The 16,557-nt window shown below is 70.3% G+C and carries 16 protein-coding genes; 11 read left to right on the forward strand and 5 right to left on the reverse strand.

Annotated elements, in window-relative coordinates; genetic code table 11:
- Positions 1-25: 25 nt before the first annotated feature.
- The 9 genes from AB0I04_RS33170 (at position 26) to AB0I04_RS33210 (ending at position 9,134) form a co-directional block, all read left to right on the forward strand.
- A complete protein-coding gene (locus AB0I04_RS33170) occupies positions 26-1,207 on the forward strand; it encodes an alpha/beta fold hydrolase (RefSeq protein WP_360893451.1) in 1,182 nt (393 codons plus the stop codon).
- Positions 1,204-2,187: an NADPH:quinone reductase gene (locus AB0I04_RS33175; protein WP_360893454.1), complete on the forward strand. Its 984-nt coding sequence runs from the start codon at positions 1,204-1,206 to the stop codon at positions 2,185-2,187. The genes AB0I04_RS33170 and AB0I04_RS33175 overlap by 4 nt, the downstream gene beginning before the upstream one ends.
- A 117-nt stretch (positions 2,188-2,304) precedes the next feature.
- Complete coding sequence (locus AB0I04_RS33180) at positions 2,305-2,688, forward strand: DoxX family protein (RefSeq protein WP_360893457.1); 384 nt, start codon at positions 2,305-2,307, stop codon at positions 2,686-2,688.
- A 65-nt stretch (positions 2,689-2,753) separates the two neighbouring features.
- Positions 2,754-3,677: an RNA polymerase sigma-70 factor gene (locus tag AB0I04_RS33185; protein WP_360893460.1), complete on the forward strand. Its 924-nt coding sequence runs from the start codon at positions 2,754-2,756 to the stop codon at positions 3,675-3,677.
- Positions 3,678-3,977: 300 nt separating this feature from the next.
- Complete coding sequence (locus AB0I04_RS33190; RefSeq protein WP_360893463.1) at positions 3,978-4,385, forward strand: Hsp20/alpha crystallin family protein; 408 nt, start codon at positions 3,978-3,980, stop codon at positions 4,383-4,385.
- A 75-nt stretch (positions 4,386-4,460) separates the two neighbouring features.
- On the forward strand, positions 4,461-4,664 hold the full coding sequence (locus AB0I04_RS33195) for a DUF1918 domain-containing protein (RefSeq protein WP_360893466.1): 204 nt from the start codon (positions 4,461-4,463) through the stop codon (positions 4,662-4,664).
- Between the two features lie 100 nt (positions 4,665-4,764).
- On the forward strand, positions 4,765-5,523 hold the full coding sequence (locus tag AB0I04_RS33200) for an HAD family hydrolase (RefSeq protein ID WP_360893469.1): 759 nt from the start codon (positions 4,765-4,767) through the stop codon (positions 5,521-5,523).
- A gap of 183 nt (positions 5,524-5,706) precedes the next feature.
- Positions 5,707-8,067 carry a phosphoketolase family protein gene (locus tag AB0I04_RS33205; RefSeq protein ID WP_360893472.1) on the forward strand — a complete coding sequence of 787 codons (2,361 nt, stop codon included), beginning with the start codon at positions 5,707-5,709 and terminating at the stop codon, positions 8,065-8,067.
- Positions 8,043-9,134: an acetate/propionate family kinase gene (locus tag AB0I04_RS33210; RefSeq protein WP_360893475.1), complete on the forward strand. Its 1,092-nt coding sequence runs from the start codon at positions 8,043-8,045 to the stop codon at positions 9,132-9,134. The genes AB0I04_RS33205 and AB0I04_RS33210 overlap by 25 nt, the downstream gene beginning before the upstream one ends.
- Before the next feature lie 178 nt (positions 9,135-9,312).
- On the opposite strand, the gene AB0I04_RS33215 is transcribed toward AB0I04_RS33210, so the two are convergent.
- The 5 genes from AB0I04_RS33215 to AB0I04_RS33235 form a co-directional block, all read right to left on the reverse strand.
- On the reverse strand, positions 9,313-10,473 hold the full coding sequence (locus AB0I04_RS33215; RefSeq protein ID WP_360893478.1) for an MFS transporter: 1,161 nt from the start codon (positions 10,471-10,473) through the stop codon (positions 9,313-9,315).
- Between the two features lie 29 nt (positions 10,474-10,502).
- A complete protein-coding gene (locus AB0I04_RS33220; RefSeq protein WP_360893480.1) occupies positions 10,503-11,675 on the reverse strand; it encodes an ROK family protein in 1,173 nt (390 codons plus the stop codon).
- A 177-nt stretch (positions 11,676-11,852) separates the two neighbouring features.
- Positions 11,853-12,611 carry an ABC transporter permease gene (locus AB0I04_RS33225; protein ID WP_360893483.1) on the reverse strand — a complete coding sequence of 253 codons (759 nt, stop codon included), beginning with the start codon at positions 12,609-12,611 and terminating at the stop codon, positions 11,853-11,855.
- Positions 12,608-13,552 (reverse strand): ATP-binding cassette domain-containing protein, encoded by a 945-nt coding sequence (locus tag AB0I04_RS33230; protein ID WP_360893486.1) that lies wholly within the window; start codon positions 13,550-13,552, stop codon positions 12,608-12,610. The genes AB0I04_RS33225 and AB0I04_RS33230 overlap by 4 nt, the downstream gene beginning before the upstream one ends.
- A 5-nt stretch (positions 13,553-13,557) precedes the next feature.
- Positions 13,558-14,766, reverse strand: a complete 1,209-nt coding sequence (locus AB0I04_RS33235) for a cytochrome P450 (protein WP_360893489.1) — start codon at positions 14,764-14,766, stop codon at positions 13,558-13,560.
- Positions 14,767-14,912: 146 nt separating this feature from the next.
- Here AB0I04_RS33235 and AB0I04_RS33240 point away from each other — a divergent pair, with 146 nt between their 5' ends.
- Together AB0I04_RS33240 and AB0I04_RS33245 are read left to right on the forward strand one after the other, a co-directional pair.
- Positions 14,913-15,596, forward strand: a complete 684-nt coding sequence (locus AB0I04_RS33240) for a helix-turn-helix domain-containing protein (RefSeq protein WP_360893492.1) — start codon at positions 14,913-14,915, stop codon at positions 15,594-15,596.
- Positions 15,597-15,807: 211 nt separating this feature from the next.
- Complete coding sequence (locus tag AB0I04_RS33245; protein ID WP_360893495.1) at positions 15,808-16,551, forward strand: helix-turn-helix transcriptional regulator; 744 nt, start codon at positions 15,808-15,810, stop codon at positions 16,549-16,551.
- The last annotated feature ends 6 nt before the right edge of the window (positions 16,552-16,557 follow it).

Genomic DNA, 16,557 nt, shown 5'->3' on the forward strand with positions numbered 1-16,557 from the left:
CTCGATCTACGGAAATGATCGAGTCATGGACAGAAACGAACGTGGCCTGAGGGAATACGCGGCGCTCATCGGCGGCTCCGCCGAGGAGCAGCTCGCCGGGATCAGGGCCGCCTCGCCGCACATGTACGAAACGATGATCGAGACCGGCTTCGCCGGGCCGATGGCCCGGCCGGAGCTCGGCCGGGCCGCCCGGGAGCTGGCGACGGTGGCGGTCATCGCGGCGCTCGGCGGCGCTGACGACAAGCTCGCCGTGCACGTACGTGCCGCCCTGCGCCAGGGAATCGGAGCGGACGAGCTGCGGGCGCTGGCCGAGCACGTGGCGCTGTACGCGGGTTTCCCGCGTGGCCTGACCGCGCTGAGCGTCATCGACGAGGTGCTGGCCGAGGCGGGCGTCCCCGCTCCCGCGCGGCTCCATAAGGTACGGCTCGAGGACCACGAGACCGTGGTGGCGCAGGTGGGCGAGAGCGGACCGGCCATGCTGCTGTCCCACTCGCTGGGGTTGGACTGGCGGATGTGGGAGCCGGTCATGCACCGCCTCGCCACGGGCCGCAGGGTCTTCGCCTACGACATCCGCGGGCACGGCTCGGCCGCCGGCTCACCCGCGCCGTTCACGATGGACCAGACCGGCGACGACCTGGTCGGCGTCATGGACGCGCTCGGGCTCGACCAGGCACATGTGGTGGGCCTGTCGATGGGCGGCTCGATCGCGCAGACCGCCGCCGTACGGCACCGGGAGCGGATCGCGTCGCTGGCGCTGCTGGCCACCAGCGACCACCCGTTCACCGACGCTTTCGAGAACCGGGCCCGGTCCGGCGAGACCGACGGGATGGAGGCCCAGGTGGCGCCGACGCTGACCCGGTGGTTCACGCCGGACGCGCTGGCGGCCAACGCCTGGGGCGTCCGGTACGCGCGCGAGCGGATCCGCCGCATGCTGCCCGAGGACTGGACGGCGGCCTGGCGCGCGTACAAGGGCCTCGACGTGCAGGGCCGCCTGGCCGGCTTCCCCGCGCCCACGCTGGTGCTGGCCGGTGCCGTCGATGCCTCGACGACCCCCGAGATCATGTCCGCGATCGCCGAGCGCATCCCCGGCTCGACCTACGTGGAGCTGCCCGGCACGCCGCACCAGCAGACCCTGGAGCGGCCCGAGCTGGTCGCGGACGCCCTCGACGACTTCCTGCCCGCCGCCGCGGACGCCGATCCGCGATGAGGGCCGCCTGGTACGACCGCAACGGCGCCGCTCGCGAGGTCCTCACCGTCGGGGAACTGCCCGATCCCGAGCCCGGGCCCGGCGAGGTCCGCGTACGGCTGGCGGCGGCCGGGTTGAATCCCGCCGACGTCAAGCGGCGTTCCGGCGCCGGCGGGCGGACGATGACCGCGCCGCGCGTCGTCCCCGGCGACGACGGTGCCGGGACCATCGACAAGATCGGCCCTGGCGTGCCCGCCGACCGCGTCGGACGCCGGGTGTGGGTGTACGCCGCAGGGCAGCACTCGCCGTTCGGCACCTCGGCCGAACACGTCGTGGTGCCGGACGCGCAGGCCGTCGAACTGCCCGACGCCGTCCCCTTCGATGCCGGGGCCTGCCTCGGCTTCCCGGCGCTGACCGCGCACCGCTGCCTGCTCGCCGACGGCCCGGTCGATGGGGCGACGGTCCTGGTCACGGGCGGTGCGGGAGGCGTCGGCCACTACGCGATCCAGCTCGCCAAGAACCACGGCGCGACCGTCATCGCAACCGCCAGCACCGGCGAGAAACGGAGCGCCGCCCTGGCTTCCGGCGCCGACCACGTCGTCGACTACCGTCGTACGGACGCGGCCGAAACCGTCCTCGAGCTGACCGGCGGACGCGGCGTCGACCGGGTCGTGGACGTGGCGTTCGGCGCCAACCTTCCCCTCACCTCCGCGGTCGTCGCCACCAACGGCACCATCGCCGGTTACGCCTCCGACGCCGTACCGGAGCCGACGCTGCCGTTCTATCCGCTGATGCGGCGCGGCATCGTCGTCCGCATGGTGCTGGTGTACGTGATGCCCGAAGACGCGCTGCGGTCGGGCGTCGAGGACATCACCGAACTGCTGGCCAAGGACGCCCTCCGCCACCCCATCGCCGCACGCCACCCACTCGACGAGATCGCCGCCGCCCATGAGGCGGTCGAGACCGGCAGCGGGATCGGCAAGATCATCATCAGGCCGTGACCTCCTCTGCCGGGCCTACCAGGCCCGGCCCCATGCCCGGATGTTCGCAGATGTCACAGGCGGGGGTTGCCGTCTCGTCGTATGGGGTGCAGGCAATCCTCGACCAAGGAGCAGACGATGAACCTCGCGCTGTGGATCGCAGCCGGGCTGCTGGCCGCGGTCGCTCTGACCGGCGGCATCACCAAGACATTCGTGCCCAAGGAGAAACTGGCCGCGGCCCATGGTGGTGGATGGACCGGCGACGTCGGCGTCGCTTTCGTCAAGACCCTCGGTGTCCTCGAGCTCCTGGCCGCGGTGGGCCTGATCCTGCCCGCCGCGCTCGATATCGCACCGGTTCTGATGCCCGTGACCGCCGTCTGCTGGATCTTGCTGATGGTCGGCGCGATGATCACCCACGGCCGTCGCGGCGAATCCGAACTTGTGGTGCTGAACCTGATCTATCTCGCGCTCGCAACGTTCATCGCCTGGGGCTGCTTCGGCACCGGGTCCTTCACCGGCTGATCGGCGGCATGATGACCGAGGGGCGCGGCTTCCTCAATGCGGCGGGGCGTCTAGGAGGAACTGGTATGAGCAAGACCGAGGAGTTCGAGGAGCTGCGGCCGTTGCTGTTCTCGATCGCCTACCGGATCCTGGGCAGCGTGAGCGAGGCCGAGGACGCGGTCCAGGAGACCTGGCTGCGCTACGAGGCATCCCCGACCCGACCCAGGTCGGCCAAGGCGTACCTCTCGGCCACGGTGACCCGGATCTCGATCGACGTGCTGCGCTCGGCCCGCGTCCGGCGGGAGGCGTACGTCGGGCCGTGGTTCCCCGAGCCGCTGCTCGCCGACCCTTATGAGGATCCGACACGGTCGGCGGAGCTGGCCGACTCGGTGTCGATGGCGGCCCTGCTGCTGCTCGAGCGGCTCAGCCCGCTCGAGCGGGCGGTCTTCGTGCTGCGAGAGGTGTTCGACTTCGGCTTTCCCGAGGTCGCGTCGGCGGTGGGGCGCTCGGAGGCGGCGTGCCGCCAGCTGGCGGTGCGGGCGCGGCGCCACATGGCCGAAGGCCGGCCCCGCTTCGAAGCGGACCGCAAGGAGCGGCAGCAACTGGCGTCGCGGTTCTTCGACGCGCTCCGTGAAGGCGACGTCGCCGGCCTGCAGGACCTGCTCGCCGCCGACGTATCGATGGTCGGCGACGGCGGCGGCAAGTCCCCGCAGCTGGCCAGGGCCATCGTCGGTGCCGCGAACGTGGCTCGGCTGCTCGCCTCCGTCTTCCCCCGGCTGGCCCGGATCGACGTGACGTACGAGCCGCACGAGGTCAACGGCCAGCCGGGCGCGATCTTCCGCGCCCGGGACGGCAAGGTCCTCCACACCCTGGCGCTCGATGTACTCGACGGGCAGATCCAGGCGATCCGCTTGGTGATCAACCCCGACAAGCTCGGGCACGTGGGCCCGGTGGCGGACGCCTGGGCGGTCGACCGCGAAATAAGGCAGGAACGCCGACCAACGGAATGACCGGCCTGCCAAGGAGCAGTGACGCTCAGCGCCATCGACCACATCACCGTCGAGAACGGCAAGATCACGCACGTGACCAGCGTCTTCGGCCTGCTCCCGATGCACCAGGCCAAAGGCAAGATCCAGCACTGACCCGGCCGTCCACCAGCGGGCCCGTATCGAGCTACAGCCTCCGGCATGGCTCCGGGCCCGCCGGGCCGGTAAGGACTGAAGTCCTAGAGCACGAGGGCAGTCCGCCTCTACGGTCCGGCGATGCGCCGCGTCTGGAATGAAGGTGCACGTCGAGTTGAGGAGGATCCCATGGGCACGCCGGCCCGCAGAGAGGCCAGACTTCCTGATCTGTTCGACCTGCTGGAGATGCCGTTCACCACGCTGCGGCCCTTCACCGGCCAGGCCATCCGGATCGAGGATTACGTCGACGACGACAAGTACGTCATCAGCGCTGAGCTTCCGGGAATCGACCCGGAACGCAATGTAGAGATCAGCGTCTCGCGGGGCACCCTGATGATCCGCGCCGAACGCCATGAGGAACGCGAGGGACGCCGCCACTCCGAATTCCGGTACGGCACCTACGAGCGCCACATCCGGCTGCCGGACAACGTGCGGGAAGAAGACATCAAGGCGACTTACGACAAGGGCATCCTGACGATCACCGTGCCGCTCCAGGAGGCGAAAGAGGCCGCCCGCCGGATCCCGATCGAGCACTGAGCCGTCGGGCCGGTTGCCGCTGTCGGCTACGGCGATCGTGCCGGTTGGTCAAGTGACGACGAATGAGGAGGAACGATGCACGCTGATGCCGGCGACGCGCTGGTGGTGAAGGGCCGTCACGTCGGAGATGAGATCCGCGAGGGTGTGATCACCGAAGTGCACGGAAAGAACGGAGCGCCGCCTTACCTCGTGTGCTGGAGCGATGGCCATGAGAGCGTTTTCTTTCCCTCCGCCGACACGCTGATCGAGCACCGTCCCGCCAAGCAGGGCGCGCAATAGTCAACGGCTTCGGCGGGAAGTTCAGAGCGGCCCGGCCGCGGCGTCGGGCCCGACGCGGGCCACCCGGTGAACCGGCGGCGTAAGGGACGGGGGGAAGGCCATGCAGACCACGGCCGATCGATGCGTGCTCGGCGACGAGATCGCGGCGATCATCTTCGGGGTCGACGGAGTCGTCATCGACAGCGCCCGGGTCGCGGCCGCCGCCTGGAAGTCGGTGCTGGACCCGCTCCTGCGCTCCTACGCCACGATGCAGGAGGCGGAGGTCAGGCCGTTCGAGGTCCGTGACGACTACCTGGAACACATGCACGGCAGACCACGGCTCGACGGCGTGCGCGACTTCCTCGCCTCCCGGGGGATCACACTGCCCTATGACGATCTGCGCGGGCTGGCGGGGCGTGAGGAAGAGCTGTTCCTCACCGAGGTCCGCCGTCATGGCATCGCTTCGTTCGCCTCGACCGTCGACCTCGTTCGCGTGGTGCGCCGCCGCGGCCTGCGTACGGCCGCGGTCTCCGTCGACTGGTACGCCTCGGAGTTGCTCACCCGAGCGGGTGTCGCGGAGATGTTCGACGTGCGGCTGGACGGCCTGGAGGCCCCGGGGACAATGCTGCCCGTACATCCCGAATGCGGCCTGCTCCTGGAGGCGGCCCAGCGGCTGAGGACGCCACCGGCACGGACCGCCGTCGTCGAGCAATCCCCGGCCGGCGTATCGGCCGCACGGTACGGCGCCTTCGCGCTGGTGGTGGGAGTCGATCGCATCGGCCGACCCGCGGCGCTCCGCGACCACGGCGCGGACGTAGTGATCAACGACCTGTCTCGGCTGCGGCTCCTCGCAGAGCCCGCCATGGTGGGGCGGCCCTGACCCGTACGAGTCGATCCCTGCTCGAGGACCTTCGTCTCTGTCAGAGATCTGAGCGCCCGTGGTCCAATGGGCACCGGATGCCGCAGCGAACCGGCCGAAGGGGTACGTCTCTGGGCCCGAGGGGTCGCGGGGATATGCCGTCGGCCCTGGCCATGTTCAGGTTCGACCCGAGGAGATCACGCCATGCCGCTGACGGATGAGGAGCTGCGCCGGATCGACGCGTACTGGCGAGCCGCGAACTACCTGTCGGTCGGGCAGATCTATCTACGGAGCAATCCCCTGCTCCGGGAGCCGCTGACCCGTGATCACATCAAGCCCCGGCTGCTGGGCCACTGGGGGACGTCGCCGGGGCTGAACCTCTGCTACGTCCATCTGAACCGGGTGATCAAGGAACGCGACCTGAACCTGATGTACGTCATCGGGCCGGGCCACGGGGGCCCGGCGGCGGTCGCGAACGCCTGGCTCGAGGGCACCTACAGCGAGGTCTACCCGCCGGTGTCGCGCGACGCGGCGGGCATGGCCCGGTTGTTCCGGCAGTTCTCCTTCCCCGGCGGCGTGCCCAGCCACGTCGCGCCCGAGACCCCCGGATCGATCCATGAGGGCGGCGAGCTCGGCTACTCCCTCGCCCACGCCTACGGCGCGGCGTTCGACAACCCGGACCTGGTCGTCGCCTGCATCGTCGGCGACGGCGAGGCGGAGACCGGACCGCTGGCGACCGGCTGGCATTCCAACAAGTTCCTGGACCCGGCGGCCGACGGCGCGGTCCTGCCGATCCTGCACCTGAACGGATACAAGATCGCCAACCCGACCGTGCTCGCCCGCATCCCTGAGCATGAGCTGGTGGCACTGCTGGAGGGGTACGGTCATCGGCCGATCATCGTGAGCGGGGACGAGCCGGCGGACGTACACCGGAAACTGGCGGATGCCCTGGACGACGCCTTGGACGACGTCGCCCGCATCCAGGAGGCGGCCCGCGGCGGCGGCTCGACCGAGCGCCCCCGCTGGCCGATGATCGTGCTTCGGACGCCGAAGGGCTGGACCGGCCCGCGTGAGGTCGACGGGGTGCCCGTCGAGGGCACCTGGCGCGCCCACCAGGTCCCGCTCGCCCGAGTACGGGAGAACCCGGAGCACCTCGCCGCGCTGGAGGTATGGCTGCGTTCGTACCGTCCCGAGGAACTGTTCGACGAGAACGGCAGGCCGGTCCCGGAGCTGCTGGCGCTGCCACCCGAGGGCGAGCGGCGGATGAGCGCCACCCCGCACGCCAACGGCGGTCTGCTGCTGCGCGACCTGGCGCTGCGCGACTTCCGTGCGTACGCGGTGCCGGTCGACAAGCCGGGCACGACGTTCAGCGAGGCGACCCGCGTGCTGGGCGGCTTCCTGCGTGACGTCGTCGCCGACAACCCCGACATCTTCCGGATCATGGGGCCCGACGAGACCGCCTCGAACCGGCTGTCGGCCGTCTTCGAGGCCACCGACCGGGTCTGGGAGGCCGAGCGGCTGCCGACCGACGAGCACCTGGCCCCGCACGGCCGGGTCATGGAGGTGCTGAGCGAGCACCTGTGCCAGGGCTGGCTCGAGGGGTACCTGCTCACCGGTCGGCACGGGCTGTTCAACAGCTATGAGGCGTTCGTCCACATCGTCGACTCGATGTTCAACCAGCACTCCAAGTGGCTGTACGTCACCCGCCGCCTGCCGTGGCGGCGGCCGATCGCGTCGCTGAACTACCTGCTCAGCTCCCACGTGTGGCGCCAGGACCACAACGGCTTCACCCACCAGGACCCGGGCTTCCTCGACGTCGTGGTGAACAAGAAATCGCAGATCGTCCGGGTCTACCTGCCGCCGGACGCCAACACGCTGCTGTCCGTGGCCGACCACTGCCTGCGCTCCCGCGACTACGTCAACGTGATCGTGGCCGGCAAGCAGCCCGCGCTCACCTGGCTGTCGATGGACGAGGCGGTCCTGCACTGCACGCGCGGCATCGGCATCTGGGAGTGGGCGAGCACCGACGCGGGCGCCGACCCCGACGTCGTCCTGGCCTGCGCCGGCGACATCCCGACTCTGGAGACCCTCGCGGCCGCCGATCTGCTCCGCCAGCACTTCCCCGACCTGCGGGTCCGCATCGTCAACGTCGTCGACCTGATGCGGCTCGAACCCGACACCGAACACCCCCACGGGCTGTCCGACGCCGAATACGACGCGCTGTTCACCACCGACAAACCGGTGATCTTCGCCTTCCACGGCTACCCCTACCTCATCCACCGGCTCACCTACCGGCGGCACGGCCACCACCACCTCCACGTCCGCGGCTACAAAGAGGAAGGCACCACCACCACGCCGTTCGACATGGTGATGATGAACGACCTCGACCGGTTCCACCTCGTCATGGACGTCATCGACCGGCTGCCGCAGCTGGGCGGCCGGGCCGCGCACGTACGCCAGCAGATGACCGACCGCCGTATTCGCGCCCGCGCCTACACCCGTGAGCACGGCGAGGACATGCCGGACGTGGCGGACTGGGTATGGCCGCACGGCCGGGGGATGTGAGCGCCGTGACCACCGTCCTCGTGGTCAACGCCGGCTCCAGCAGCCTGAAACTGACGCTGCTCGGCGCGGACGACACCGTGCTGGCCAAGCCGGAAAGCATCGAGGACGTACGAGGGCTGCCCGCCCCGGACGCGATCGGGCACCGCATCGTCCATGGCGGCCGGGACTTCACCGGCCCGGTGCTGATCGACGGCGACGTCGAACGCCGGCTGCGGGACCTCGTCGACCTGGCACCCCTGCACCAGCCGAAGTCGATCAACGGCATCGACGCCGTACGGTCGGTGCTGCCCGGCGTTCCGGAGGTGGCCTGCTTCGACACCGCCTTCCACGCCGGGCTCCCGCCCGCCGCCGCGACGTACGCTCTGCCGGCGGAATGGCGGGAGAAGTACAGCCTTCGCCGGTACGGGTTCCACGGGCTGTCCCACGCGTACGCGACCCGGAGGGCGGGCGAGCTTCTCGGCGCCGATCCGGCCGCGCTGCGCATCGTCGTCTGTCACCTGGGGGCCGGCGCCTCGCTCTGCGCGGTGGCCCAGGGCCGTTCGGTGGACACGACCATGGGGTTCACGCCGCTGGAAGGACTGGTCATGGCCACCCGCTCCGGCAGCATCGACCCGGGCATGCTGCTGTGGCTGCAGCAGCACGCCGACCTGTCCCCCGACGACCTCGCCCAGGCGCTCGAGCACGAGTCCGGGCTGCTGGCCCTCGCGGGCACCGCCGACATGCGACGGATCCTCACCCGCCGCGACGCCGACGCCGTCCTCGCGGTGGAGGTCTACCTGCACCGGCTCCGCGCCCAGATCGCCGCGATGGCCTCCGCCCTGAACGGCCTGGACGTCCTGGTCTTCACCGGGGGCGTCGGCGAGCACGCGCCGCAGATCAGGCAAGGCTGCGCCGACGGGCTCGGCTTCCTCGGCATCGCACTCGACGAGGCCCGCAACGAGGCAGCCCGATCCGACGCGGACATCGGCACCACCGACGCGCCCGCCCGCGTACTCGTCGTCACCGCGCGGGAGGACCTGGAGATAGCGGCCGCCACCCGCCGCGTGCTGCGAGCGGGGGCGCGGTGAACGCCGACGCCACCTCCCCGTCCTCGTCAACGAGTCGAGCTTCGCGGCCGACCCGGGCGATCAGCTCATCGACCGAGCGGGTCGATGGCCGGCTGCCGTACCCCGGCGGGCCACGGCCCGCGACGTCGGCGAGTTGACCGCGTTGCCGCGCGGCGCGCCCACTGTTGACGCCGGTAGCTCAGGTTCGGGCCGGAAGAGTCGTGGCGGCGGCCAGGACGATGAGGGCGGGCATGACGAGCAGGCCGATGCGAAGGTCGGCGGCTTGGGCGAGTGCACCGGCGACGAGGGGGCCGGTGATCTGGCCGGTGCCGGCGATCGTGAGGATCTGCCCAAGTGCCTGGTCGGCCGTTCGGCCGCTGGCGGCGACGTGTAGTGAAGACGCGAGCGGGAAGGTGCCGCCGATCCCGATACCGGTCACGGCGAGCCCGATCGTCGCCAGCGCTGGATCGTCGGTGGCGAGCAGGATCGGACAGCCCGCGAGGGCGGTGGCGAGCGAGAGCCGGAGCAGGGTCGTCGGCGGCAGCCGCCGGGCCAGTCGGCTGGCGAGTACGCGGCCGGCGAGGTTGGCGGCGTAGAGGGCGCTCACCAGGCCGGCCGCGGTGTCTTGTGCGATGCCGATGTCGTCGTGCAGGTAGCTGGCGGCCCAGAAACTGAGGGTGAACTCCAGGCCTACCACCGCGAAGATCGTGGTGAGGGTGCGTCGGTGTGTGTGCCGATGCTTACCTGCGTGTCCGGCGGCGTGGGGTTCCGTGGTGTCGGTGGTGTGCCGTTGAGTCGAGTCGGGTAGGCGCGTCGCGGCCACGCCGACCGTCGCGACAGCGACAAGGACGAAGGCGATCATGAAGGAGAACCGCCAGCCGAGTGCCGTGGCGGCGCAGGTGCTGACCATCGCCGGTGTGACGATTCCGGCGAGGCTGACGGCGACTTCCCCCTCGGTCATCGCCACGGCACGGTGGCGGTGGTGCAGATCGGCGAGAACTGCCCAGACCCGGATGAGCGCTGCGGTAGCGAAGGTGCTGATCAGCAGGGCAGCGGCGATGGTCAGGAAGAACGTCCGGCCGTAGCCGAGCAACAGACCGGCCACGGCGGCACCGCTCAGACCGACAATGATCACGCGTCGTCGCGGCGCGTTGGACCGGCTGGCCTGAATACCGGCCGTCATACCGCCGACCGCGAAGGCAACCTGGTGCAGCGCACCGACAAGGTAGGAAGTGTGTTCGATCCGCCGCAGATACGGCAGGACCGGTCCGAGCGCCGCGTTGAGGATGCCGAAGGCGAACAGGGCAGCGAACGCCACCCAGGTCGCGGTGTCACGGTGGTAGGCCACCTGCACGCGCATGGCCGCGGGGGCTCCGTACCGGCGTCGATTCACGTAGCCACCCGACTGCGGGTCGCCCACCGCGCGAGCATCTCGGCGTCGAGAACGCTGTCGAACACCGACAGGCCGACGCCGATGAGCGGCGCGTCTTCGCCCGAGCGGGCCGCGACGAAACTGAGGGGTCGGTCTCGATGCACGTCCATGAGACCGAGGTGGAGGGCGCGCTCGAAACTGGCAGATGCCGCGTCCCGCAACTGTGCCGCCAGCCCGCCGAGCGTGACGAGATTCGGATCGAGTGCATTGACCAGCCCGGCGATCCCGCGCCCGAGGTCAGCCGCCAGTGCCGTGCGCGTCCGATGAGCGTCGGGTGATGGGTGAGGGTCGGTGTACAGGCGGTGCAGCCACGCGCGGGGATCCGGCTGAGCGCGGAGGCCGGCGCGGCGGGCGACTGTCGGCGCGTCAAAGGCGACGGTCCAGCAACCGCGCGCGCCGCACGGGCAACGGTCGTCGGGATTGCCGAACGGGAGGTGCCCGAACTCGCCATGCAGACCGTGCGCGCTGGGTGCGGGTCTGCCGTCCACAACGAAGGCGCCGCCGACACCGACCTCGACGACCACGTGCAGCAGGGTGTGCGGACGCGGCGCGTGCAGGCGGGTCTCGGCTACCGCCGCCATGGTCGCGTCGTTGCCGACGATGACCGGGACGTCCGGATTGGGCGCGACGCGGGCGACGTCCAGGTCGTGCCAGCCGAGCATGGTGGCGTGCACGAGCCGACTGTCGGCGGTAGGGCCCGGGACGGCCACGCCGATCCCGGCGACACGGTCGTCAAGGGTCTGTATCAGGCTGCCGACCCGCGCACGAAGCCGCGAGAGAAGTCTCCCCGGAGACGTGCCGTCGTGCTGACCAGTCGCCACGACCCCCACCACCCCATCGAGGTCGCACGTCCCGATCCGCCAGTCACCGTGCCGCATGTCCACGACGACGGCGACCGGTCCGGACGGGTGGGCGTGCACGGTGGTCGTCGGGCGTCCGCGTCGATGAGATGTCGCCCGACGCTCGCAAATCAACTCGGCGGTCGAAAGCCGCTTGACGAGGTCCGACATCGGGCCGCTTTCCAACCCGAGATCGTGGCCCAACTGCGGCCGGGTGACCCGGGCCTCGCGCCGAAGCACCGCGAGCGCCTCGGCCGCCGAACGCCAGTGTCGTGCCTGACCCGATGTCATGGCGACCAATATACTCGCACAACGAGTTTAAGTAGCTATCGTTGACGTCATGGAGACGATGGCGGTCTACGACCCGCGACGCGTGCGGCGCAGCGACGCGAGGCTGTCGAAGCGGTACGTGCGACGCGAGCCGGACCTACTGGCGATGCCGCCCCGCACCCGGAGGGCCAGTGAACCTCATCGGTTGTAGAGCCTGCGTGCCCACAGATAACTGACCAGGGCGATGCCCGCGCTCCACACGGCCGCCTCCAGGAAGCTGGACCCGGCCGGACGCCCGGCCAGCAGCGCGCGCAGCGTCTCGATGACAGGGGTGGCCGGCTGGTGCTCGGCGAACCAGCGCAAACCAGCCGGCATCGACTCGGTCGGAACGAAGCCGCTGCCCAGGAACGGCAGCAGCATCAGCGGCATCGGCAGGTTGCTGGCCGTGGCCACGTTCTTGGTGACCATGGCGAGCGCGACCGACAGCCAGGTGATCGCGAAGGTGAACATGGCCAGCACACCGACCACGCCGAGCCAGTCCAGGACCGAGGCGGGCGAGCGGGCCCCGATCAGCAACGCCACCACGGTCACCATGGCAATCGCGAGGAACGTCTGCACCATCGACCCGAGTACGTGCCCGGTGAGCACCGAGACGCGGGCGATGGCCATGGTCTTGAACCTGGCGATGATGCCCTCGGTCATGTCGGTCGCCACCGAGATCGCGGTCCCCTGCGCGGCCCCGACGATCGTCGTGATCATGATGCCGGGGGTGAGGTAACCAGCGTAGGCGGCGCGGTCGGCGCCGATGCCCGCGCCCATGGTGCCGCCGAAGACGTAGACGAACAGCAGCAGGAACACCACGGGCACGGACGCGAACGTGAGGATCAGCGTGGGGTAGCGCCAGATGTGTTTGACCTGGCGCCGCAGCATCGTCGCCGAGTCGGTGATCGCTCTCATCGGGAGGGCTCCTTGGCCGAGGGCTCCTGGGTCAGGGTGAGGAAGACGTCGTCCAGGTCGGGAGTGTGCACCGACAGCTCGGCGACGTCGATGGCATGCGTGTCCAGCCACTCCAGGAGCTTCCTCAGCGTCCTGACTCCGCCGGAGTCGGGGATCTGGACGGTGAGCGCCGCGTCGTTGCTGGAGGTGGCGTCGACGCGGCCGGCCGCCCTGCGGTACCCGTCGGGGTCGGCGAAGCGCACGACGATGTGGCCGCCGGGCACCATGCGCTTGAGCTCCTCAGGGGTGCCTTCGGCCACCAGCCGGCCCTGGCTGAGCAGAGCGATGCGGTCGGCGAGTTCGTCGGCCTCCTCCAGGTATTGGGTGGTCAGGAAGATGGTCACGCCGTCCTGCTGGACGAGGTCCCGGACGATCTGCCACATGGTGCGGCGGCTGCGCGGGTCCAGGCCTGCGGTCGGTTCGTCGAGGAAGATGAGCCTGGGCGTTCCGACCAGGGTCATGGCGAGGTCGAGCCGCCGGCGCATGCCGCCCGAGTAGGTGACCGCGCGCTTGCGCGCGGCGTCGGTGAGGTCGAAGCGCTCCAGCAGTTCGCGGACGCGCCTACGGCCCTTGGCGCGGCCGAGGTGGAGCAGGTCGGCCATGAGTCGCAGGTTCTCCTCGCCGGTGAGGAGGCTGTCGACCGCGGAGAACTGGCCGGTGACGCCGATCGCGGCACGCACCTTGTCGGGTTCCTTGGCCAGGTCGTGCCCGGCGACCCAGATCTCGCCCGCGTCGGCCTTGATCAGGGTGGACAGGATCTGCACTGTGGTGGTCTTGCCCGCGCCGTTCGGGCCGAGCAGCGAGAAGACGGTGCCCTGCGGGATGGTGAGGTCGATGCCGTCCAAGACGCGGTGGGCGCCGTAGGACTTACGCAGCCCCGTCACCGAGACGAAGGTTCGCATCGCGTTCACCCCCGATCCCAGGTGACGGGCAGGCTGTGCACGCCGTAGACCTGCGAGGGGTCGGTGCGCAGCGACAGGTCTTCAGCCGGTACGGCGAGCCGCAGCGTCGGGAAGCGGATGAGCAGCGCGGGAAACGCGACACGCATCTCGATGCGGGCGAGCTGCTGACCGAGGCACTGATGGACGCCGTGGCCGAAGGCCAGATGCCCGGCCGCCGAGCGGCGCAGATCGAGCACGTCGGGGTCGGAGAACCTGGCCGGGTCCCTGTTGGCGGCGTTGATCGCGATGACGACCGTGTCGCCCGCCTTGAGCTGCCTGCCGCCGAGCTCCACGTCCTCCAGCACGCCGCGCATACCGGTGGCGGCGACGGACAGGTAACGCAGCAGCTCCTCCACGGCACCGACGGCCAGGTCGGGGTCGCCGCGCAGGGCGGTGAGCTGGGCCGGGTTGCGCAGCAGGGCGAAGGTGCCGAGCGCGAGCATGTTGGCGGTGGTGTCGATCCCGGCGCCGAGCATGAACGCGGCCACGCCGCCGAGCTCCTCGTCGGTCAGGTCGCCGCCGGTGGCCAGGTCGCTGAGCAGGTCGTCGGTCGGCTTGGCCCGCTTGGCGAGCGCGAGCTCTCGCAGGTACGTGCCGAGCTCGACGAAGGCGGCATACTGCGCCTCAGCGGTGCCGGCGTCCGGCAGGGCCCGGGTGGAGCTCTGGAACTGGTCGCGGTCCTCGTACGGCACGCCGAGCAGCTCACAGATCATCAGCGCTGGAACCGGCTGCGTGAAGACCTCGACGAGGTCGGCGGGCGGTCCCTGCCGCTCCATCGCGTCGAGCCGCTCACGGGTGATCTCGGTGACCCTCTCGGTGAGCAGGTTCATCCTGCGGACGGTGAACTTGCCCGCCAGCAGCTTGCGGAAGCGGGTGTGCTGGGGTGCGTCCATGCCGGTCAGGTCGCCGACAGGGGCGGGCGGCAGGTGCCCGCCCGCCAGGGGGTGGTAGTGGGTTTCGTAGCGGGAGCTGAACCGCGGGTCGGCGAGGATCTGGCGGACCAGGTCGTATCCGGTGATCATCCAGACGCCGGGGGCGCCCTCGGGCGCGGCCAAACGGGCGATTGGCTGCTCTGCGCGCAGGGCGGTGAGCGAAGGGGCGGGATCGAAGGGGCAGGCGGGTGCGCGGTCGAGAGACGGAGTGACCGGCTCGTCGCGATAGTACGTGTTCGTCACAATTGAAAGCTACGTTGCGTTCAGAAATTCTGTCAATCAATTGATGTACATAAGTGCATGTCAAAGCCAATAAACTGGTGCGTTGACACTGAAGCTGAATGCAATAAAACGTTGCATTGTGTGGCGCCGAACGCAATAGTGGTGTCATGTCAGAAGGAAGGTTGACCCTGCAGGACCGTCGGCGCATCGCGACCGGCCTCGCCGACGGCCGCTCCTACGCCGAGATCGCCAGGCGGCTGGACCGGCCGACCTCGACGATCAGCCGTGAGGTCGGCCGCAACGGCGGCCCCAGCGACTACCGCCCCGAGCGGGCGCACCAGGCGACAGCGCGGCGGGCGCGGCGCGGCACGCCGGCACGTTCGCCCGAGGCCGAACCCCAGGACCGCAAGGTCTTCGAGGTGGAAGAGGGAGCCGTCGAGATGGCGATCGGGATGGGCCTGCCGAAAATGATGGCGCGCGTGCTCATCGGCCTGTGGCTGAGCGAGGACGGCAGGCTCACTGCGGCCGAGCTGTCACGCGGGCTGAAAGTCAGTCCCGCCTCGATCTCCATGGCAGTGGGCTACCTGACCCGGCAGGGGCTGATCAGGCGCGAACGTGATCCGCGGCGGCGTCGCGACATCTACGTGGTCGACGACGACGCCTGGTACCACTCGACGGTGATCAGCTCGCGGCAGACGCTCGAGGCGGCGGAGGTCGCGAAGGCGGCGGGGCGGACGCTCGGGCTCGACACCCCCGTGGGACGCCGCCTGGCCAGGGGCGGGGCGTTCCTGGAGCGGATCAGCCTGGACGGTCTGGCGTCGGCCGAACGCTGGCGCGACCTCCCGCCGTGATCAGACAGGGACCCGCCGTGAGCCGCCCCGAATGGACCCAGCACTGGGACTACGACGTCGTGAAGGTCTCCCGGCTGCCCGTACCCACCGACCTCCGCGACCCGCTCTGCATGGCCGGCGTCCGTCCTAGGGTAGGCGGGGACCGGTTCGCGGCCCGCGAGGTCCGGACCGCGAGCGACCTGACGCACCCTCAGGACGGGAGCCCGATCACGTGGAAGCGGCACGGAGAGCCCGTACGACGAGCTACGCCGAGTGGGCGCCTCCGGCGGAGTTCGCCGCGGATGTGCGGTGCGTGTGGTGGTCGTCCTTTGGGGGCACCGCGCCGATTCTTCCCGACGGGCATCTCGATCTCGTGGTGGGAAACGGCCGCGTGCGCGTCGCCGGGCCGGACACGGTGGCGGCCGCCAACGACTCGCCAGAAGGTCTGGTCGTCCACGGCATTCGGTTCCGCACCGGGCGGGCGCGCAGGATCCTCGGCGTGCCGGCGGACGAGCTGCGCGATCTCCGTGTCGATCTCGAAGACCTGTGGGGCGCGGCCGGGCGACGAACCTCCGAGTGGCTGATCGACGACCCGCAACGGCTGCTCGACCTGGTCAGGGATCGGTTGACTCGGACGGCACAGGGCCCGGACCGGCAGATCGACGGTGCCGTGCGACGCCTGACCGCGGATCGGCCGCGCGTCGCGGATCTGCACGATGCGGTCGGTCTGTCACAACGGCAACTGCGGCGCCGCTTCACCAGCGAGGTGGGCTACGGACCGGCGACGTTCCTGCGCATCGTCCGGCTGCAACGCGTCCGGCACCTCGCCCGCGAGCGTCCCCTGGCCGGTCTCGCGGACATCGCGTCCGGCGCCGGCTACGCCGACCAGGCGCACATGTCACGCGAGGTCAGGAACCTCACCGGGATGAGCGCCCGCGCCCTGCTGCGTGGCCGATCTGTTCAAGACGGCTCGTAGGGACCG

Source organism: Actinoallomurus sp. NPDC050550 (assembly GCF_040655075.1).
Classification (GTDB): Bacteria; Actinomycetota; Actinomycetes; order Streptosporangiales; family Streptosporangiaceae; genus Actinoallomurus.